19 protein-coding genes, 2 pseudogenes and 1 riboswitch are annotated in these 19,657 nt (G+C 30.3%); of the genes and pseudogenes, 3 read left to right on the top strand and 18 right to left on the bottom strand.

Features of this window, described 5'->3' with window-relative positions:
• Nucleotides 1–165 precede the first annotated feature (165 nt).
• The 3 genes from aceA to Q0X98_RS07145 all read left to right on the top strand — a co-directional run bounded on the left by aceA (nt 166) and on the right by Q0X98_RS07145 (nt 2,561).
• Nucleotides 166–1,329 (top strand): isocitrate lyase, encoded by a 1,164-nt coding sequence (gene aceA / locus Q0X98_RS07155; protein ID WP_297682501.1) that lies wholly within the window; start codon nt 166–168, stop codon nt 1,327–1,329.
• A gap of 192 nt (nt 1,330–1,521) precedes the next feature.
• Complete coding sequence (locus tag Q0X98_RS07150; protein ID WP_297682500.1) at nt 1,522–1,668, top strand: hypothetical protein; 147 nt, start codon at nt 1,522–1,524, stop codon at nt 1,666–1,668.
• A gap of 20 nt (nt 1,669–1,688) precedes the next feature.
• Nucleotides 1,689–2,561: a glycine cleavage T C-terminal barrel domain-containing protein gene (locus Q0X98_RS07145; protein WP_297682498.1), complete on the top strand. Its 873-nt coding sequence runs from the start codon at nt 1,689–1,691 to the stop codon at nt 2,559–2,561.
• On the opposite strand, the pseudogene Q0X98_RS07140 reads toward Q0X98_RS07145, so the two are convergent.
• The 18 genes and pseudogenes from Q0X98_RS07140 to Q0X98_RS07055 form a co-directional block, all read right to left on the bottom strand.
• Nucleotides 2,558–3,281 (bottom strand): annotated as a pseudogene (locus tag Q0X98_RS07140) (ABC transporter permease). The gene Q0X98_RS07145 and the pseudogene Q0X98_RS07140 sit on opposite strands and share 4 nt — an antisense overlap.
• A gap of 34 nt (nt 3,282–3,315) precedes the next feature.
• A complete protein-coding gene (locus Q0X98_RS07135) occupies nt 3,316–4,251 on the bottom strand; it encodes an ABC transporter ATP-binding protein (protein WP_297682496.1) in 936 nt (311 codons plus the stop codon).
• Between the two features lie 103 nt (nt 4,252–4,354).
• On the bottom strand, nt 4,355–5,797 hold the full coding sequence (locus tag Q0X98_RS07130; RefSeq protein ID WP_297682494.1) for a sodium:solute symporter: 1,443 nt from the start codon (nt 5,795–5,797) through the stop codon (nt 4,355–4,357).
• Nucleotides 5,786–5,873: riboswitch (TPP riboswitch) on the bottom strand. Its footprint overlaps the gene before it by 12 nt.
• Nucleotides 5,874–5,996: 123 nt before the next feature.
• Nucleotides 5,997–6,290: a hypothetical protein gene (locus Q0X98_RS07125; RefSeq protein ID WP_297682492.1), complete on the bottom strand. Its 294-nt coding sequence runs from the start codon at nt 6,288–6,290 to the stop codon at nt 5,997–5,999.
• Between the two features lie 2 nt (nt 6,291–6,292).
• On the bottom strand, nt 6,293–6,799 hold the full coding sequence (locus Q0X98_RS07120) for a pentapeptide repeat-containing protein (RefSeq protein WP_297682490.1): 507 nt from the start codon (nt 6,797–6,799) through the stop codon (nt 6,293–6,295).
• A 59-nt stretch (nt 6,800–6,858) separates the two neighbouring features.
• On the bottom strand, nt 6,859–7,440 hold the full coding sequence (locus tag Q0X98_RS07115; RefSeq protein WP_297682488.1) for an NAD(P)H-dependent oxidoreductase: 582 nt from the start codon (nt 7,438–7,440) through the stop codon (nt 6,859–6,861).
• A 10-nt stretch (nt 7,441–7,450) separates the two neighbouring features.
• Nucleotides 7,451–8,158, bottom strand: a complete 708-nt coding sequence (locus Q0X98_RS07110) for a cytochrome c biogenesis protein CcdA (protein ID WP_297682486.1) — start codon at nt 8,156–8,158, stop codon at nt 7,451–7,453.
• Nucleotides 8,159–10,849 carry a phosphoenolpyruvate carboxylase gene (ppc, locus tag Q0X98_RS07105; protein ID WP_297682484.1) on the bottom strand — a complete coding sequence of 897 codons (2,691 nt, stop codon included), beginning with the start codon at nt 10,847–10,849 and terminating at the stop codon, nt 8,159–8,161.
• Nucleotides 10,824–11,735 carry an SMP-30/gluconolactonase/LRE family protein gene (locus Q0X98_RS07100; protein WP_297682482.1) on the bottom strand — a complete coding sequence of 304 codons (912 nt, stop codon included), beginning with the start codon at nt 11,733–11,735 and terminating at the stop codon, nt 10,824–10,826. Before Q0X98_RS07100 ends, ppc begins: the two co-directional genes overlap by 26 nt.
• Complete coding sequence (locus Q0X98_RS07095; RefSeq protein ID WP_297682480.1) at nt 11,728–12,900, bottom strand: mandelate racemase/muconate lactonizing enzyme family protein; 1,173 nt, start codon at nt 12,898–12,900, stop codon at nt 11,728–11,730. Before Q0X98_RS07095 ends, Q0X98_RS07100 begins: the two co-directional genes overlap by 8 nt.
• Before the next feature lie 6 nt (nt 12,901–12,906).
• The gene (locus Q0X98_RS07090) at nt 12,907–13,749 is read right to left on the bottom strand and encodes a fumarylacetoacetate hydrolase family protein (protein WP_297682478.1); all 843 of its coding nucleotides are present in this window, start codon (nt 13,747–13,749) and stop codon (nt 12,907–12,909) included.
• 22 nt (nt 13,750–13,771) lie between these two features.
• Nucleotides 13,772–14,515, bottom strand: a complete 744-nt coding sequence (locus tag Q0X98_RS07085; RefSeq protein WP_297682476.1) for an SDR family oxidoreductase — start codon at nt 14,513–14,515, stop codon at nt 13,772–13,774.
• Entirely contained in the window at nt 14,512–15,381 is an 870-nt protein-coding gene (locus tag Q0X98_RS07080) for an NAD(P)-dependent oxidoreductase (protein WP_297682474.1), read from the bottom strand. The genes Q0X98_RS07085 and Q0X98_RS07080 overlap by 4 nt, the downstream gene beginning before the upstream one ends.
• The gene (locus Q0X98_RS07075) at nt 15,381–16,697 is read right to left on the bottom strand and encodes a TRAP transporter large permease subunit (protein ID WP_271490954.1); all 1,317 of its coding nucleotides are present in this window, start codon (nt 16,695–16,697) and stop codon (nt 15,381–15,383) included. Before Q0X98_RS07075 ends, Q0X98_RS07080 begins: the two co-directional genes overlap by 1 nt.
• A 1-nt stretch (nt 16,698) precedes the next feature.
• Nucleotides 16,699–17,268 (bottom strand): TRAP transporter small permease, encoded by a 570-nt coding sequence (locus tag Q0X98_RS07070; RefSeq protein WP_297682470.1) that lies wholly within the window; start codon nt 17,266–17,268, stop codon nt 16,699–16,701.
• A gap of 65 nt (nt 17,269–17,333) precedes the next feature.
• Nucleotides 17,334–18,350, bottom strand: coding sequence for a TRAP transporter substrate-binding protein DctP (dctP, locus tag Q0X98_RS07065; RefSeq protein ID WP_297682468.1), 1,017 nt, complete (start codon nt 18,348–18,350; stop codon nt 17,334–17,336).
• A 128-nt stretch (nt 18,351–18,478) separates the two neighbouring features.
• Complete coding sequence (locus tag Q0X98_RS07060; protein WP_297682466.1) at nt 18,479–19,447, bottom strand: D-glycerate dehydrogenase; 969 nt, start codon at nt 19,445–19,447, stop codon at nt 18,479–18,481.
• Nucleotide 19,448: 1 nt separating this feature from the next.
• A pseudogene (locus tag Q0X98_RS07055) lies at nt 19,449–19,657 on the bottom strand (dihydroxy-acid dehydratase); the annotation flags it as partial.

The following is a 19,657-nucleotide window of genomic DNA, read 5'->3' as shown; positions in this document are numbered from 1 at the left end:
TTTTTCTACTAATTCAATTTCTTAAAACTACTAACATCATAGGACTATTAATAATGAGTGCAGAGAATATCTCATACGATTTAAAAAGATTTACTGGAATTAAACGTGATTATACAGATGATGAAGTTGAACGACTTCAGAGGTTCAATAAAAATTGAATATTCTATGTGTAAAAATCAGTCACAAAAACTGTGGAATTTATTAAATTCAGAGCCTTATGTTAATACACTTGGATCGTTATCTGGTAACCAAGCAGTACAACATGCAAAAGCAGGATTAAAAGCAATTTACCTTAGTGGATGGCAAGTAGCAGCCGATGCAAATACTGCAGGTGAAATGTATCCTGATCAATCTTTATATCCTTATGATAGTGCTCCAAAATTAGTTGAAACTATGAACAATTCTTTGGTTAGAGCTGATCAAATTCAACATATGGAACTTCAAGATGGTGACATGAAAAAAGAAGACTCAGTTGATTATATGCTGCCAATCATAGCAGATGGTGAAGCAGGATTTGGTGGACCATTAAATGTATTTGAGTTGACTAAAAAATTTATAAGAGCTGGAGCAGCAGGTGTTCACTTTGAAGATCAGTTAGCTAGTGAAAAAAAATGTGGTCATATGGGTGGTAAAGTTTTAGTTCCAACTGGAACAATGGTTAAAAATTTAAAATCAGCAAGACTAGCTGCTGATATTGCTGAGGTTCCATTAATTATTTTAGCAAGAACGGATGCCAATGCTGCAAAATTAATTACAAATGATTTTGATGAAAATGATAAACCATTTCTAACAGGTGAAAGATCTCCTGAGGGTTTCTTTTACGTGAAAGATGGAATAGAACAAGCTATTTCAAGAGGACTTGCTTATGCACCTTATGCTGATTTGATTTGGTGTGAAACAGCAACACCTAATCTTGCTGAAGCTAAAAAATTTGCTGATGCAATACATGAAAAATTCCCTGGCAAATTATTAGCATACAATTGTTCACCTTCGTTTAATTGGAAAAAACATTTAAGTGATGATGAGATAGCTTCATTCCAACAAGAAATTGCTAAGATGGGTTATAAATTTCAATTCATTACTCTTGCAGGATTTCATACTCAGAACATAGCTATATTTGAACTTGCAGAAAAATATAAAGAAGAAGGTATGACTGCTTACTCAAGAATACAGCAACAAGAGTTTTCTAGAGAAAAAGATGGATATACTAGTGTTAAACATCAAAGAGAAGTTGGAACTTCTTACTTTGATGCAGTTTCTAATACTATTAGCAGCGGTAAAAGCTCTACTACTGCAATGGCAGGTTCAACAGAATCTGAGCAATTTTAAATAAAAATAGAATCCCTCTAATTTTTTTAGTAGCCCCAACTGGGGCTATTTTTTATTTGAAAAAGATAATATGGACTGTTAGTTAACAAAAATGAATAATAAAAACTTTGGTTTTGGAACACAAATTAGAAAATCACCTTATTTTGACTCAACTGTAAAATGGGGTGCTACAGGTTTTCAGTTTATAATCATATGTATATTCCAAGAGATTTTGGAAGTCCTGAACAAAATTTTTGGAACTTAATTGAAAAAGCTATTCTTTGTGATGTTGCAGTTGAAAGACAGGTTGAAATCACTGGACCAGACGCATTACAAATTTACACAATTATTAACTCCTAGAGATCTATCAAAACTAGCTGTTGGTCAATGTAAGATATGTTTTAATCACAAATAATGAAGGTGGTATTTTAAATGATCCAGTTTTATTAAGATTAGCTGAAAATCATTTTTGGTTATCATTAGCTGACAGTGATGTTTTGTTATGGGCACAAGGTGTAGCTGTTAATTCAGGTTTAAATGTGCAAATTAAAGAACCAGATGTTTCTCCACTGCAATTGCAAGGACCTACTTCTGGTGAAATAATGGTTAAACTTTTTGGAGAAGATATAAAAGATTTAAAATATTATTGGTTAAGAGAATATAATTTAGATGGTATTCCTTTAATTGTTTCAAGAACAGGTTGGTCAAGTGAACTTGGTTATGAAATATATTTAAGAGATGGTTCTAAGGGAAATGAACTATATGAAAAAATAATGGAAGCTGGAAAAGAACATGGTTTACAGCCAGGTCACACTTCATCAATTAGAAGAATTGAAGGTGGAATGCTATCATATCATGCTGATGCTGACATTAATACTAATCCATTTGAATTAGGGTTGGATCGTCTTGTAAGCTTAGAGAGTGATATAAATTTTGTAGGCAAAGATGCTTTAAAGAAAATAAAGCAAAATGGAATTACAAGAAAACAAGTTGGGTTAGAAATTGATTGTAAACCATTAAAGGGACCCAATACAACTTTTTGGAAAATTACAAAAGATGATAATCAAATAGGCAAAGTTACTTCTGCAGTTTATTCACCTAGACTTAAAAAAAATATTGCTTTAGCAATGATTTCAGTTGAACATTCAGAGATAGGAAATGAATTTAAAGTAACTACAAGCGAAGGTATATTTGGCTGCACTGTTGTTGAAAAACCTTTTTATGATCCTAAAAAAAAGATAGCCAATAGTTAAGATTTAATATTATAGCCTTTTTTAAGAATAAACGAAACAGCAGTTATACAAATAATCAAAAATACAATCATTGAACTAATACTTTTCCAAATATTAAAATCAGCCACACCATAAAAAGAAAATCTTAAGCTATCAATTAAATAAACTACTGGATTAAAATAAGATATTGTTTGCCAAAAAGGTGGTAGCATATCAAGAGAGTATAAACTTCCACCTAAAAAAACCATCGGTGTGATTACTAATGATGGGATAATAGACATTTGTTCAAAGTTTTTACTAACAACGCCGATTAAAAATCCAAATAACGCAAAAGTAAATGAGACTAAAACTAATAGAAATATCATTAACATTGGATATTTGACAGTCTACATCAGCAAAAAATGAAGCTGTAATAAAAATTACCGTACCAACCATTAATGTTTTGGTAGCTCCTGCTCCAACAAAAGCGAGGACTGTTTCAAGTGTTGAAATAGGTGCTGCTAAAATTTCGTTAATCGTTCCGTTAAATTTTGGAAAAAATATTCCAAATGAAGTATTACTTATTGATTGAGTTAATAGAGTTAACATTAATAAACCTGGAACAATAAACGATCCATAGCTAACACCATCAATGTTTTCAATATATCCGCCAATAACTGAACCAAAAACCACAAAATATAATGATGTAGATATTACTGGTGACAGAATAGACTGACCAATTGTTCTTATAAATCTATTCATCTCATGAACATAAATAGCTTTGAATCCGTAATAGTTAAATTTCATTATTTTCCTTTACCAAATTAACAAATATTTTCTCTAGAGTGCTTTGTTCTGTTTTTAAATCTTTTAATTTTAATCCAGTATCTTTCAAATCTTGTAACAAGTCAGTAATACCAGTTTTTTTAGCTTGAACATTATAAGTGTAAATTAAAGACATGTTCTCTTCACCTATTTCAAGACTATATTTAAGTAAATTTTCAGGAATTTCTGTAATTTTTTCTTGTAATTCTACAGTCAACTTTTTATGGCCCATTTTTTTAATTAATTCTTTTTTATCTTCAACAATAATAATTTCACCTTGATTAATAACAGCTACTCGGTCAGCAATAGCTTCAGCTTCTTCAATATAGTGTGTTGTTAAAATAATTGTAACTCCAGTTTTTCTAAGATCATCAACAACCATCCACATGTCTCTTCTAAGCTCTACATCTACTCCAGCTGTTGGCTCGTCAAGAAATAGTATCTTAGGTTCATGAGATAAAGCTTTAGCAATTAAAACTCTTCTCTTCATTCCACCAGATAATTGTCTTAGTCTTTGGTCTTTTTTATCCCACAAACTTAAATCTTTTAAAATTCTCTCAATATGTTCTGGCTTAGGTGCTTTTCCATATAACCCTCTAGAGTAAGACACAGTATCAAAAACAGTTTCGAAAGACTCTAAATTTAACTCCTGAGGAACAAGTCCTATTATTGATCTTGTCTCTCTATAATCTTTAATAATATCAAAATTATCTACTGTGACAGAGCCTGAAGAAGGTTTAACAGTACCACAAATAATACTAATTAAACTTGTTTTGCCCGCACCATTAGGTCCTAGCATTGCAATAATTTCACCTTGTTTTATTTTAAGGCTAACATTATCAAGTGCCTTAAAGCCATTATCGTAAACTTTTGATAGATTATTAATAGATATTTGATTGTCAGACATTCAGATTACTTAGTTATATAGAGGTTATTTTCTGAATTTCAATAACTTAAAGGTAACAGTGATAAGAGACCATTTTTAATGGTCTCTTAATCTGATTTTTTAATTAATTTCTTTTTATCTTAAGAATTATCGCTGGAAGAAAAGTTGCTATGATAAAAGATAAAAATAATAATGATTGTAAAATGAATGGAGAAAATAATTCTTTAGACACCAATACTCCTACAAGTAAGCTTTTGGAAAAATCAGGAAATGGAAATAATAAAAATCCACCAACCAAACCAATCACTATTGCAATATAAGCAGTTCGTTCATTAACATCTTTATTATAAAAACTATAGAAAACTGTATAGACAAATGCACAACAAAACAAATCTGCTAATAAAAACAAATATAAAATATCAAAACCTTTTGAAGCAATAAAGAATGAAATTAAAGATATTACAATAATAAAATATTTAGATAGCCTTAAATAATCAGTTTTTTTATTTAGATTAAATGTTGCTTTTCCATCCACTACAAATAAGCTTGAAATTGCATTTACCAAAGTATCAACAGTTGAAATTGTTAATGCTAATCCAAGTGTAATTATTAGCAATGATAGAGTTTGGGTTTGTTCTTTTAATAGTAATGTAAAAAATCCTAAATCAGGTCTTTGACTTGGATCTATAGAAAAAGACACCATTCCAGTAAATCCCATAAAAAAAACTACTGGTATAATTATAAAAAAAGAAATTAATAAGCTTTTCTTAAGAGTTTGATAGTTTTTTGCAGCATAAACTCTTTGCCAATTCCCTTGATGAAACAAGTTTGTTGCAGCTACTGCAATAAAAAAAGTTAAGCCAGCGGTATAACTTGGCATATAAGAACTGCTTAATAATTGTGGATTTTTTTGTTCAATAAATTCAAATGAAAAAGTATTTCCTGTATTAGACAAAATATAAGAGATTGAAATTAATAAAAGCATACTGATTACAATCATTTGAATATTATCAGTAAAAATTGATGCTCTTAGACCACCATACAATGTGTAGGTTAGTGTTGCTAAAAGTACAATTAATGCTGTAATCCAAAGTTCTGTTCCTGAAATATAATTTATTAGCACTGCTACGGCAGTAACCTCTGCGCACAAAAATATAAACATATAGAATATCGTCATTAACAAGATTAGTTTAAACAGGCTTTTTCCAAATTTCTTTCTCATAAATTCTATGAGTGATGATCCTCTTGGAAACTCAGTTCTGATTTTTTTTCCTAAAAAGATTAAAAAAATCATTGGAAAAGCAGTACCTAACGCATAGCCTATTACAGCACCTATCCCACCCCATGTTGCTGCTGCAGCTGGGCCAAATAAAATCCAAGCCCCTAATGCTGATGCAACCAAACTTGTTGTTAATGAAAATAATCCTACATCCCTATTTGCTGTAAGGTAATTATTGATACCTTTGAATTTTTTAGAATGATAAAGACCTAAGACTGTAAATATTAAGCTTATAACAATAACTAATGATAACGATGCTGATTGACTTATAAAGTATGTTTTATCCATTGTTCTCCCTTTCTGAATTACCGGACAGGTTCTTAGGGTTTAATCTCAGTCTGTTAAGACACCCCTTTAAAGAGTTATTATTATATTTTAATAGTAATTGATAGTTTTATTTAAAAAAGATGTTTCTCAATTAAATAGTACAAAGTGTAAATGATTAGAGAACAGCAAATAATAATAAATACTTTTTCTTGATTGCCCATTATTTTTGGCTTTTGTGATTCATTATCTCAATCATACATTGAGTAGCATACTCTCTCCACTCGGAAGAACTTTTGGTTTTAAGATTATTTAAATGATCTCGATTACTTTTAATATCATCTTGATGTTTTAATTTATCAGCACCATTAAGATTTTCTTCCATACTTGATAAATTTGTTTCCATTGCTTTTATCCATTCATTACCAAGCTCAACACATTTTTGATCATCTTTTTCATCACAAATTTGTTTGAAAAAATTAAAAATTACATCGTCAGTTTTAATAGCAGTAGTCATTGCTACTTGTTACATGAGCCAATAGATGCTGGGCCACAAGTTTCACCACTAGTCCATGTTGCTCCAATTAAATTAGCACCATCAAAATTAGCATTTGTAATATTAGAAGAGGTAAAATTAGCTTCCATTAAATTTGCGTTTTGAAAGTTAGCTTCAATTAAAGTAGCACCCATAAAGTCAACTCTTGTTAGGTTAGAGCCAGTAAAATTAGTTTTTTCAAAATTTGCACCTATAGAAATAGTTTCATAAAGGTTTGCTCTAACAAATGTAGACTCTGGAAAAGTTCCAAATGATAAATTTGAATTCATCATTATACTTTTATCAAAATTTACTTGGATAAAACTTGCAAATGAAAGATTTGAATTTGGAAGATAACTTCCTTGTAAATCTTGTGCATCAGAAAATCTACAATTTGAATAATCAACACTATCTGTTAAAGGATCATCACATGCAGCGTTACTGTTTGTGAAAAAAAACAAACTGAAAATTATAAAAAGAATTATTTTCATTACTTATGTTAACAAATAAAAATTAATTAAACAAATATTCTAAAAAAATATGTATTAATTTAGGCTAAATTGTGAATTTGCTCTTCAGCATCTTTGATTGATTTTTCATAGTCTAATGCCATTTGATCAGCACTAATTATATCGACTTTATCTATGCCAAAAAAATTTAATATATATTTTAACCAAGGTGTTAGAAAATCTTCTTTGCTATTCAATTTTGTTCCTCCTGATGTAATAACTAAATAAGCACGTTTGTTTTTTAATAATCCTACTCTTCTTCCGTCAGGTTTAAATTTAAATGTTTCTCCAATTCTAGCAGCCAAATCAGACCAAGCTTTAAGAGTTGCAGGAGGTCCATAATTATAAATTGGAGCTGAAATAATTATTACATCACTCTCTTTTAGTTCGTTAACTAATTGATCAGAAAGTTTGAACATCTTTTTATGATCTTCCGTTTGATCTTTTTCATCAATTTTCATACCAGACTCAGTTAAACCACTTACAAAAAGCATTTCATCGTCTAGATCTCTATAGATAACTTCATCACCAGGCTTTTTAATTTTATCTAATACCTTTTTAGCTAAAGCCCTTGAAGTAGAACCTTTTTTTCTAGCACTAGAATCTATTTGATAAATTTTCATTAAATACTTTTTAACCGAAATTCTGCATAAAAGGAAAAACTTTAATTATATAAAAACCAATAGTTTGTAATTGATTGGTTAAAATTAGAATACCTGTAATTAAGAGAATAATTCCTCCTATTTTTGAAATTAAATTTATATTTTTTTTGAAATTTTTTGAAAAAACTAAAAATCTCTGGATTAAATAACCTGACAAAACAAAAGGTATAGCAAGACCTATAGAGTAAAAGGTTAATAGAATAATTGCTTTTGATAAAGTTTCTTCAATAGAAGCTAAAGCAAGAATGGAGCCTAAAATTGGACCTATGCATGGTGTCCATCCAAATCCAAAAGCTAATCCTATTAAGTAAGGAAATAATATATTTTTTGACTTTTTTGCTTCAAATCTTTTTTCAAAGTTTAAATAACTAATATTAATTAATCCAATCAATTGTAGAGAAAAAATTATTATAACAACTCCTGCTATTACTCTTAATGTTTCCGAATTTTGCAAAAGTGTCTGGCCTAAAAAAGATGCTGAAGCCCCTAAAATAATAAATACTGTTGAAAACCCAAAGCAAAATAAAATTAAAGGTAAGATATCTATTTTTTTTGATTTCAAAATTTCTTGTAATGATTGACCAGAAATAAAAGAGACATAACCAGGTATTAAAGGCAAAACACAAGGAGATAAAAAACTAATAAGTCCAGCTCCAAAAGCTATTAATAATTCAATCATTTAACCAGTATTTTTCATAGCAGCAGATATTCCAGCTATAGATGTCATCAAAGCATCATCAAGAAATTTTTTATCCAATTTGTTATATTTTTTATTGTTCAATTTATTCATAATACCAGCTTGTAATAAATTTAACATTTCTGTGTAATTATTTCTTATAAATAATGCTTTTCTAAATTCTTTTCTCTCTTTAATTACTTCTTTTGGCGTAATTTTGTTATGTAGTTTAACCAATGCTTCAAATTGAAATCTCAATTTTTTACCAATTCTTTTTAACGCTGTATCAGCTAAATTATTTTCATAAATAATTGAAATTTCTGTATCAACTTTTGAAATCACCATATCTAAAATATCCATTGTAGATACAAAATAAGGCCAATTTCTTTCCATATCAGTTAGTGTTTTTGAAAACTTTTTAATTGATCCATACCTTAATGCTTCTGTGGTTCCAAGCCAAGCAGGTAACATTAATCTAATTTGAGTCCATGCAAAAACCCACGGAATAGCTCTTAAACTTTGAATGTTATCAACATTTTTTCTTTTGGTAGGTCTTGATCCAATAGCAAGTTTGCCAAGAGACTTATGTGGAGTAACCGTTTTAAAGTATCTAATAAAATCTTCACTTTGATTAAGATTTTTTCTGTAAGCAGATGTCGATATTTCTGACATCTTTTCAATTAAATCTCTCCATTTTTTTTTAGACTTTGGAGGAGGATTCAATGAAGCATCCATTACAGCTCCTATATAACTACATAGATTATATTCTGCTAAAGGTTTGTAGCCATATTTTTGCTGAATAACTTCTCCTTGATCAGTAATTCTAATTTTTCCATTAACAGTATTTGAAGGTTGTGATTTTAATGTTGCCTGGATTGGCCCACCTCCTCTTCCTGCAGAACCACCTCTACCATGGAAAAATACTAAGTTTATTTTATATTTTTTTGCAAGATTTCTAAGTTCTTCTTGTAGTTTGTATTGATGCCAACTAGCAGATAATTTTCCAGCATCTTTACTCGAGTCTGAATATCCAATCATTACCTCCTGGTGATTATTTATTAGTTTTCGGTACCATGACAATTTAAACAAATTTTCCATCACATCTTTAGCATTTTTTAAATCATCCAATGTTTCAAAAAGTGGCACTACTCTTAATAAAGAATTTGTTTGAGCTTGTTTTTGTAAAAAGTAGACTGATAAAATATCTGAAGCTTTTGACGTCATTGATATTACATATGCACCAAGGCATTGTGAAGGTTCTAGTGATATTTGTTTAAATGTATCCCAAACTTCTTTGTTTTCTTTATCTCTAATATTTTTTCTATTTAAAAAATATTTTTTTTGTTTAATTAAATAATTTAGTAAATTTATTTTTTTTGTTTCACTTAAATTTATATAAGTGATTTTGTATTTTTTTTTAATAACTTCATTGACTAATTTTTCATGTCTTGAAGATTCCTGTCTTATATCTAATTTTGCAAGATTAATCCCAAAACATCTAACTCTTCTAATTAAATCTAAAAGATCTGAATTACCTACATGTTGTCCACGATTTAAATTTAACGAGTCTCTTATTTCCCTTAAAGGTTTTAAAATTTCATTTCTATCTTGTAGTAATTTTTTTTCTTCAAGGGGAACATTCTTATTTAAATGACTTTCAATTAATTGGTGTGTTTTTCTAATCTTGTCCCTAATTGGTCTTAAATATACTCTGTAGGGTTCAAATGTTTTTCCAACAACCTTCCTAATTTTTTTTGAACATTCTTCCATGGATAGGTCTTGAATTAACTTCGTTAATTCTTTTTCATATAGTTTTGCTGCTTGCCATCTTGAAAATAAAATTACTTTTTTTGTAACTTCTGCCGTAACATTTGGGTTACCATCTCTATCACCCCCCATCCATGATCCAAATTGAATTGGGTTAAAAGTTCGAGGCAAATCTTTGTTTAAATTTTTTCTAAAAATGTCATTTAATCTTTTGTAAACTTTTGGAATTGTATCCCATAAACTATCTTCAATTATTGCTAGACCCCATCTTGCTTCATCTAACGGTGATGGCTTAGATCTTTTCAATTCATCAGTTTTCCATATTATTGTAATTTCGGTATAAATATCTCTATCTATTTCAATAATTTTAGATGGATATTTTTTATACAAATGTCTTTTTTCCATCAGATTAATTAAATTAGCGTATTTTTGAATTAAGGTTCTTCGCTTAACTTCAGTTGGATGAGCAGTAAGAACAATGCCAATGTCTAAATTTTTAGCTTGTTCGTATATTTTGTTATTAGAAATGCTTTTATTTTTAAAAAGTCCATTAATAATATCTTCAATAAATATATTTTGATTTTTATCTTTAAAGTAAGGATTGTCATATTCATTAAGTTTTCGAGATGCATCTAACGATTCAGCAAGATTCATTAAATTCAAAATATGCGAAAATGCTCGGGTAACTTTAAAAGTTTGTTTTGGTGGAAGTTTTTTAATTTCTTTGGAGATTTTTGAAAAAACTTTATTTTTATTTTTATCTAATAAAGTATTCTTTGATAATAACCTTAAACTTTCAACTATTTTATAAAAAGCTAAACCTTCTTGATCTTTAATAACTCTGCCAAGAAATGTTCCTAATAACCTAATATCTTCTCTTAAAAGCTTAGTAGGAATACGCTCATAATAAAGATCTCTTTTTTTCATTACTTAAAATAAATTTTTTTTGTAAAATTCCTCTAGAGTTAGTTTTTACACTAAATAAGAATCCTGAATATCTATATTTTTGCAATCCTGCCTTGTTCATACCCTTAGTTGCTGATGTAATAAAAAGTTCATTGTTATTTTGTCCACCAAATGCACAATTAGTAATATTTTGAGCAGGTAAATTAATTTTATATATTAATTTAGCATTTTTATTGAAAACAGAAACGCATGCTCCATTAAAGTGAGCCACCCATAAATTTTTATATTTATCCAAAGTCATTCCATCTGGGGATCCATCTTCGGGTAATAATTTCTTAAATATTTTCTTATTAATTATTTTATTATCTTTGTTAATCTTAATTTTGTAAATTTTCTTTTTTGAACTATCAGTATGATAAAAATTATATTGATCAATAAAAGCTGGGCCATTTGTTATTCTATAATTAGTATCAACCTTGGTTAACAATAAGTTTTTATCCAATTTATACAAAGAACCTTTTTCAATTTTTCTCTCTAAATTGTCCATAGTTCCAAACCAGAGATTTCCATTTGGATCTGTTTTTCCATCATTAATTCTATTTAGTTTAATATTTTTTTCTATTACTATTTTTTTTATAATTTTTTTTGTTTTAATATTTTGAATTCTTAATTCTCCTTGAAGTCCTAAGATAAAAACATCTCCTTGAACATGTGCAAGAAAACCAATTTCTTTATTAACTTTATAAATTTTCTTTTTATTATTTTTAATATTTAGCGAGAAAAATTTCTTTTTCTTAATATCTACAAAATATATTGAATTATGCTCCTTAACCCATAGGGTTCCTTCTCCAAGTTTGCATCTTAATTTCCAAAGAACTTTTGGTTCAGTTGTTTTAATTTTATTCATTGACTTCAAATTCTTTAATAAAATCTAAATTAGGCGTAATTCCTATTCCAGGATTATCTGATACAGACGCAAATCCGTTATTTTTTTTAACTTGTTCTAAAATTGAAAAACTTTCGGTAGGTAGTTCGGTAATAAAAATATTTTTTTCTGTTGTATCAAACTCAAGCATTGATTTTGAGGGAAACAAACCTCCTGGCATATCAGGTTGGGCTGTTAGCAAATGTAGATTAGTTGCAATACTTACAGCAGACCCCCAAACATGGTTAACAACTGGAATAAAGTTAGCTTGTGCTAATGCAGATACTTTTAAATACTCCGTAATTCCACCTAACCCACAAACTTCTGGTTGAGCTATATCAATACATTTATTTTTAATTAACTCATTCCATCCATATTTTGTAAACTCAGCTTCCCCGCCTGCAATATTGGTATTAATTTTTTGCTTTAATTCTCTATAACCATCGTAATCTTCAGGTGCTACAGGTTCTTCAAACCAAAAAATATCAAGCTCATCCAAACCTCTCCCAACATATAAAGCATCATTTAAATTATAAGCATGATTTGCGTCTACCATTAGTCTAAAATCTTTTCCAACAACTTCTCTTACTGCTCTAACTAACTTAAGATCTTCAGCTGGTCCCAATCCAATCTTCATCTTCATTGCTTTAAAATTTTTAGATTTAATTTGACTTGCTTCTTCTTTAAATAAATCAATTAATTCTGATGTAGTTTTTTTTTGCAGCATCATCCCATAACCATATACTGGGACTTGCTTGTTACACATTCCACCGATCAATTGGTAAAGGGGTGATTTAGTTTTTTTTCCTAAGATATCCCATAATGCAATATCAACACCAGATAATGCCTGAATTGGCATCCCTTTTTGTCCACTATCTCTTAAAAGATTATAAACTCTATGCCAAATGTGCTCTTTATTTAATGGATCTTCACCAATGATTAATGGTTGAATAACTTTTTCAACGATAAACTTGTTGGCTAAAGCTATATTACCAGGTCCAAAACATTCACCCCAGCCTGTAATTCCTTCATCAGTTTGAACTTCAACAAGATGAGCAGTCCTGTGTTTATAATATTGTTGTGAATACCCTAGTTCTTTTTCTAACTCATATTTAAGTACATGACTTTTAATAGAAGTTATTTTCACAATTTATTATATCGCAACTACTTTCGAGTTTTGCTCACCTAAGTTTTCTATTGATAATTTCATTGTATCACCGGCTTTCAAAAATTGCTGAGGTTTCATTCCCATCCCAACCCCTGGAGGCGTTCCAGTAGTAATAATATCACCAGGTTGTAATGACATAAATTTACTTACATAAGATACAATCACATTTACATTAAAAATCATTGTACTTGTATTTCCTGTTTGCATTCTATTACCATTGACATCTAAGCTCATTTTTAAATTATTGATGTCTGAAATTTCATCTTTTGTAACAAGATATGGTCCAATAGGTCCATATGTGTCATGAGATTTTCCTTTCACCCATTGACCCATTTTTTCAATTTGCCATTCTCTTTCACTAACATCGTTAACTAAACAATATCCTAAAATATGATCTTGAGCTTTATCTTCTGAAATATGTTTTGTTTCTTTTCCAATAATAATTCCAAGTTCAACTTCCCAATCTAATTTTTTTGATCCTGAAACTATTTCAACATCATCATTAGGGCCAGTTATACAGCTAGTTGCTTTCATAAACATTATAGGTTCTGACGGAACTTCTGCTCCAGTTTCAGCAGCATGGTCAGAATAATTAAGACCTATTGCTACAAATTTTCCTGGTTTTGCAAGACATGAACCAATTCTTTCACTTGAAGATAGTTCTGGTAACGAAGATAAATCCACACTTTGCAATTTTAATATAGATTCAAAATTTACATGATCAGGATTTAAATCTTTAACATGTGAACTTAAATCTCTAATTTTACCCTCTTTATCTAATGCTGCGGGTTTTTCATTCCCTTTTTGTCCTACTCTTAATAATTTCATAACTCTCCTTTATTTTAATTTGTTAAATTGAAATTCCACCATCAACAGAAATAGTTGTTCCTGTTGTAAATGTTGCATCATCACCAGCTAAATACACAGCTACAGCCGCTATTTCTTCTGCAGTTCCTAATCTTCCCATGGGTTGTCTGGCTATAAAATCTTTTTTGGCTTGAACAGGATCTGGACTTTGGTTAACTCTATCCTGCCAAGATGGTGAAAATACTGTTCCAGGTGCTATAGAATTACATCTTATATTTTGCTTAACAAAATCAGCAGCTATGGATTTAGTTAAACCAATTACTGCCCCTTTTGTAGTGCCATATACAAATCTATTGGGAAATCCCTTTAAACTTGAAGCACAAGATGAAACATTAATTATACTTCCACCGTTTTGCTTAACCATTAAAGGTAAGATTGCTTTACACATTTGATACATAGACTTAACATTTACATCAAAAGAAAAATTCCAGTCTTTTTCTTCACATTCAAGAATACTTCCATGATGAACAAATCCTACCGCATTGAATAAAACGTCTACTTTATCTAGTGTTTTTGCAAATTCTGAAATTGCTTCATTATTTGTTGAGTCTAATGTTTGAACATTAATATTAGGATATTCTTTATTTAAATCAGCTAAGGTTTTGTCATTTAAATCTGTTGCTGTAACACTCGCACCTTCATTATGAAAAGCAATTGCAGTCGCTTTTCCAATTCCCTGGCCTGCTGCTGTTACTATGATTTTTTTACCTTCTAATCTACCACTCATTTTTTATTTATCCTTTCAATTTCTTTATAAAGAGAACTATGATCTGTTTCTCCCTGTCCATTATTAACAAGAGTTTTATACATTTCTTTAACTAAATTTGAAATAGGTAAATGAGTATTATGACTATTTGCACACTCTAAAATGTTATTCATATCTTTTAAATGAACTGAAGTTCTACCTTTTGGAGTGAAATCTTTATCAATCATTCTCTTTCCATGTGTTTGAAGAATTTTACTATCTGCCCAACCACCTGATAAGGCTTTGATCATTTTATTTGGATTTGCTCCTGCTTTTTCACAAAGAGTTATAGCTTCTGCAACTGCTCCAATAGTTAACCCAACTATAATTTGATTTGCTAATTTAGAAACTTGTCCGCTTCCAACTGGTCCGACTAAAGTTGGATTACCCATAGCTTTTAAAACATCGAAAGCTTCATTAAAAACATCTTGTTCACCACCCACCATTATTGCTAGTGAAGCCTCTTCTGCTCCAATCGTTCCTCCAGAAACAGGTGCATCTAAATATTTAATATTTTTAGATTTTAAATTATTTCCATATTTAGTCGCCGTAGTAGGTTTAACTGAACTCATATCAATAACTGTAGCACTTGATTTTAAATTTTCTAAAAAATTAGGACTATCCATTACTTCATTAATTGCCGTATCATCAGTAAGCATAGTGATTACAACATCACTATTATTTACAACATCATCGATTGAAGTTGTAATTTCTGCGCCAAATTCTTTTAATTGTTCAGCTTTGTTTGGAGATCTATTAAATGCTTTTAAACTATACCCAGCTTTTAATATGTTTTTTGCCATAGGAAAACCCATTAGGCCTATCCCTATAAAACCAATTTTTTTCATTATTTAGTAGGTTTAAACTCGTGGAAATTTTGTGTCGTAAATTCTGGAAAGAACATCACACACGCTAAAACAATTAATTGAATTACTATAAAAGGACCAAATCCTCTAAAAATATCTGTTAAAGATATGTGTGGTGGAGTAACAGATTTTAAATAAAAAGCAGCTGGCCCAAATGGTGGGCTTAAAAAAGATACCTGCATATTTACACAAAATAATATTCCAAACCAAATAGGGTCGAAACCAAGTGCTAAAACTATAGGTAAAAATACAGGCATTGCTAATAAAACAATCCCTACCCAATCCATAAATGCTCCTAGTATTAAAAACATTATTTGCATCATAAAGATTAGATACATAGGTTTTAAATCGTAGGCTAATATTGTTTCTGCAACATAAGTTGGACCACCTGCTAAAGAATAAGCTCCAGCTAAAGTAGTTGCACCAAATGTAATTGTTAAAATTGTTCCAGATGCTTTAAAAGTTCTAACCAATGCGTCTTTAAATAAAAACCACGTTAATTCTTTTCTAAAAAATATTATTATCAATGTTGCAACAACACCCATTCCTGCTGCTTCAGTGATACCTGTTATACCTGAATAAATTGAACCCAAAACTATAACCACAATTGCAATTGGTGGTAATAAACCTGGAAGATATGACATCTTTTCTTTAAAAGTTAATGGTGGTTCATCACTTAATGGCGCTAGATGGGGCTGCAACCTTGTTCGAACTAAAATATAAGTAATTATTAAACCTGAGATCATTAAACCTGGAACTATTGCCTCTTGAAACAACATCGTAATAGATGTTTGAGTTGTTAGACCATAAATAATTAAAACAATTGATGGTGGTATCATTGTTCCTAAAGAACCAGATGCACAAATAATTCCAATAGACATATCTTGGTCATATTTAAGTCTCAACATCTGAGGAAGTGCAATCAAGCCTAGTAAAACTATTTCTCCTCCAATAATTCCACTCATCGCAGCCATAATTGTCGCCATGATAGCTGTTACGACACCAACACCACCTCTCGTTTTTCTTAACCATGCATTTAAAGCATCATACAAATCTCTAGCTATATTTGAGCGCTCAAGTAAGGAGGCCATAAATATGAATAAAGGAACTGATAAAAAAGAATATGTTACGACAAGTGAATAATATCTTGAAAGTAAAATACCCATTGCATGTTCACCAATATTTACAAATACTATAACTGCAGCCATAAAACCTGATGCAAAACCAAGCGGGACCCCAATAGCAATAAGTACAAGAAGTCCAAATATGACGATTAATGAAAGTGTTCCTATATCCATTTTATTTTAAATCTTTTGAGGGGTCGTATTGTTTTTCTTTTGGATTTTTCCAATCAATAATTAAATTATTCACTGTTTGAACAGCGATAAGGAATACACAAATTAGTGTAAGTGGCTTCATAGTTGCGGGAATTGGTGGATCCCAAAACGTCGCAAACCTTTCCCATGTTGTGAACGATCTATGAGCGTCTTCCCAACCACCATAAATTACAGCTGTAGCAAATAATACAATTACAATTGCACTTATTAAATCAAAGATTCTTTGGGTTGGTCTCTCTACATAATCGTATAACATCACAATTCTTATGTGGCTTCTAAGTCTTGTGGCATATATTCCACCAACCAAGTAAATAATTCCTGCTAACCACAAGCATAGCTCATTTACCCACATAGTTGGTTTTTCCATGATATATCTCATAAAAATTTCATACATCATCACAATTACAATGACTGGGATTAAATATTTAATTGTATGACTTATAAATAAAGTAATTCTATCTATCCAATTGATTGGGAAATCATCTCTGCTTGCAACTTTTTCAGTTTGTTCTTGTAAGGATTTATCAAGCATAATTTTTAAATTTTAAAAAAGAAGGGCCTTTTCAGGCCCTTCAAGATTTTATTGTATACCTATAATTATAGGATACCGTTAGCTTTCATGTAAGCTGTGTGCATCTCTATAAGTTGAGCAGCCTCAGGAGATTTAGTCTTCCAAGATTCCCAAGCTTTTAATGCAGACGCTCTGAATTTAGCTCTCTCTGATGGAGCCCAGTCATGAAGAGTAACACCTTGAGCATTTAAAATTTTAACTGCCTCAGCATTTTTTCTCTCAACTAAACTAGTGATAGTTCTACCAGCTATTTCAATTCCAGCTTTCATTGCACCTCTTTCATGCTTTTTAAGCTTTTTCCAAACTTTAGTATTACAAGCTAAGTGGTCAGCTGGCATAGAGTGGAAACCAGGATATGTAGCATATTTATTTTGCTCATAGTGTCCACCTGCAGTGTTAGTTGCTAAACTAGAATAGTCAGCACCATCAATTAGACCAGTTTGTAATGCAGTTGGAACTTCACCAAAATCCATTACGATTGGCTTAGCACCTAAGTCTGCAAAGATCATACTTTCCATTCCTGGAGGTGATCTGAATTTAAAGTCTTTGATAGATGCAACATCTGGAATTGGAACACTTGAAATAAGCGATTCATGTCCAGGTATCCACCATCCAATTAATGTCATTCCATATTTATTGTATAATGCATCAACAGCATCTTGAGCTCCAGGGAACTTTAAGAAATCATATTGTTGATAAGGGTTATCGTATCCACCCATTACATCACCTGCAAATTGAAACGCTGCATTCTTACCAGTTTGGTAACCAGCACCAGTCATATCACAATCAATAATTCCAGTTTGCGCAGAGTTAAATACTTCAGCAGATTTTCCTGAAACTGAAGATGAATAAAACATTTCAACTTTCAAGCTTCCGCCAGAAAACATTTCAACATTTTTTGCGAATTGAGCCGCAACTTCACCATTTGGTGAATTAGCAGTAAAGTGTGTTTCAATCTTTAAAGTCTTTGCATTAACAGAGCCTAATAAAGCAACTGAAACGACAGCTACCGCAGCTATAGTTTTTGTTATTAATTTTAACATTATCTTCCTCTCGGTTATGTTTTTAATAATGGAACTTAATCACATTTGTTTTTTAATTACAAATAAAACGAGAATAAAGTGTGTATAGAAATTATATATATTAACTAAATAAACAACTTTAAGTTGTATTAGACTACTTCAGAAATAAGTGGTCTATTTTCAAAAAAACAAAAGATATTATCAACTGCCATCATGCTCATTGCTAAACGAGTTTCGTGAGTGGCACTTCCAACATGAGGTAAGACAAAACAATTATCAAGTTTCATGTATCTTTCATCAAGATTAGGTTCATTATTAAACACATCTAAACCTGCTGCATAAATTTTATTATTTTGCAAAGCATCTATCAATGCATCATCATCAATAGTTGATCCTCTTGAAGTGTTAATTACCACTGCATGCTTTGGTAACAAAGAAATTGTAGATGAATTTAAGATATGTTTAGTTTCAGATGTTGCTGGAGTATGGATACTTACAAAATCACATTCAGGCATCATAGAGTTTATATCTGAAAAATATTTTGCTCCATCTTCAAGATCTTCTGAAAGTTTGTTTCTATTGTAGTAAATTATTTTCATACCAAATGCTTTTGCGGATTTAGCAGCCATTCTACCAATTCGACCCATTCCTATTATGCCAAGAGTTTTTCCTGTAACAGAATTTCCTATCATAAATTTAGTTAGGTCGGGTTTTTGATCTTTCCATGTTCCAGATCTTACAAGATTGTAAGCTTCACCTATCCTTCTTGATGCAGCTAAAATTAAAAGAATAGTTGTTTCAGCAACAGCTTCATTTAAAACATTAGGGGTATTTGTAACTTTAATTTTTTTACTTTCAGCTGATTTAACAGAGATGTTGTCGTAACCTACTCCAACTTGAGCAATAATTTTTAACTTTCCATTTAAATCTTTAAAAAACTCTTCTCCAATTTTATCAAACCCTGTTGAAATAAATCCATCATATTCATTAGCCATTTTAACAAGATCAGCGTTTGGAATTGGCTCATCTTTTAAATTAAGAGTTACATCAAAATTTTTCTTTAATTTTTCTTCTGCTCCATCTGATAATTTTCTTGTTACTAGTATTTTTGGTTTCATATTAATGAGAATTTCTAGGTATACCTTTTTTAGTAGCTACATCTAAATACTGAGATCTAGATTTAATGCAAGCTCCATCTTCAAGTTGACCGACTGTATTTCTAAAAATTTCCTGCCATGGTGTTTGGTTATCAATTTTTAGAAGTTTCTTTCTCTTTCTTCTTTTTTTAAATTCTGATTGTGTGATTAATAGATCCACTCTTCTTTTAT

This window comes from uncultured Candidatus Pelagibacter sp. (assembly GCF_943788075.1).
Classification (GTDB): domain Bacteria; phylum Pseudomonadota; class Alphaproteobacteria; order Pelagibacterales; family Pelagibacteraceae; genus Pelagibacter.
This window is presented reverse-complemented; position numbering and strand designations above follow the sequence as displayed.

What these genes read in the sequence shown, in the direction of transcription:
- Q0X98_RS07115 (WP_297682488.1), bottom strand. Translation starts at nt 7,440, where the DNA reads ATGAAAATTTATCAAATAGATTCTAGTGCTAGAAAAAAAGGTTCTACT.
- Q0X98_RS07090 (WP_297682478.1), bottom strand. Translation starts at nt 13,749, where the DNA reads ATGAAATTATTAAGAGTAGGACAAAAAGGGAATGAAAAACCCGCAGCA.
- Q0X98_RS07080 (WP_297682474.1), bottom strand. Translation starts at nt 15,381, where the DNA reads ATGAAAAAAATTGGTTTTATAGGGATAGGCCTAATGGGTTTTCCTATG.
- dctP (WP_297682468.1), bottom strand. Translation starts at nt 18,350, where the DNA reads ATGTTAAAATTAATAACAAAAACTATAGCTGCGGTAGCTGTCGTTTCA.
- Q0X98_RS07120 (WP_297682490.1), bottom strand. Translation starts at nt 6,799, where the DNA reads ATGAAAATAATTCTTTTTATAATTTTCAGTTTGTTTTTTTTCACAAAC.
- Q0X98_RS07125 (WP_297682492.1), bottom strand. Translation starts at nt 6,290, where the DNA reads ATGACTACTGCTATTAAAACTGACGATGTAATTTTTAATTTTTTCAAA.
- Q0X98_RS07070 (WP_297682470.1), bottom strand. Translation starts at nt 17,268, where the DNA reads ATGCTTGATAAATCCTTACAAGAACAAACTGAAAAAGTTGCAAGCAGA.
- Q0X98_RS07130 (WP_297682494.1), bottom strand. Translation starts at nt 5,797, where the DNA reads ATGGATAAAACATACTTTATAAGTCAATCAGCATCGTTATCATTAGTT.
- Q0X98_RS07110 (WP_297682486.1), bottom strand. Translation starts at nt 8,158, where the DNA reads ATGATTGAATTATTAATAGCTTTTGGAGCTGGACTTATTAGTTTTTTA.
- ppc (WP_297682484.1), bottom strand. Translation starts at nt 10,849, where the DNA reads ATGAAAAAAAGAGATCTTTATTATGAGCGTATTCCTACTAAGCTTTTA.
- Q0X98_RS07135 (WP_297682496.1), bottom strand. Translation starts at nt 4,251, where the DNA reads ATGTCTGACAATCAAATATCTATTAATAATCTATCAAAAGTTTACGAT.
- Q0X98_RS07075 (WP_271490954.1), bottom strand. Translation starts at nt 16,697, where the DNA reads ATGGATATAGGAACACTTTCATTAATCGTCATATTTGGACTTCTTGTA.
- Q0X98_RS07085 (WP_297682476.1), bottom strand. Translation starts at nt 14,515, where the DNA reads ATGAGTGGTAGATTAGAAGGTAAAAAAATCATAGTAACAGCAGCAGGC.
- Q0X98_RS07150 (WP_297682500.1), top strand. Translation starts at nt 1,522, where the DNA reads ATGTATATTCCAAGAGATTTTGGAAGTCCTGAACAAAATTTTTGGAAC.
- Q0X98_RS07100 (WP_297682482.1), bottom strand. Translation starts at nt 11,735, where the DNA reads ATGAATAAAATTAAAACAACTGAACCAAAAGTTCTTTGGAAATTAAGA.
- Q0X98_RS07060 (WP_297682466.1), bottom strand. Translation starts at nt 19,447, where the DNA reads ATGAAACCAAAAATACTAGTAACAAGAAAATTATCAGATGGAGCAGAA.
- aceA (WP_297682501.1), top strand. Translation starts at nt 166, where the DNA reads ATGTGTAAAAATCAGTCACAAAAACTGTGGAATTTATTAAATTCAGAG.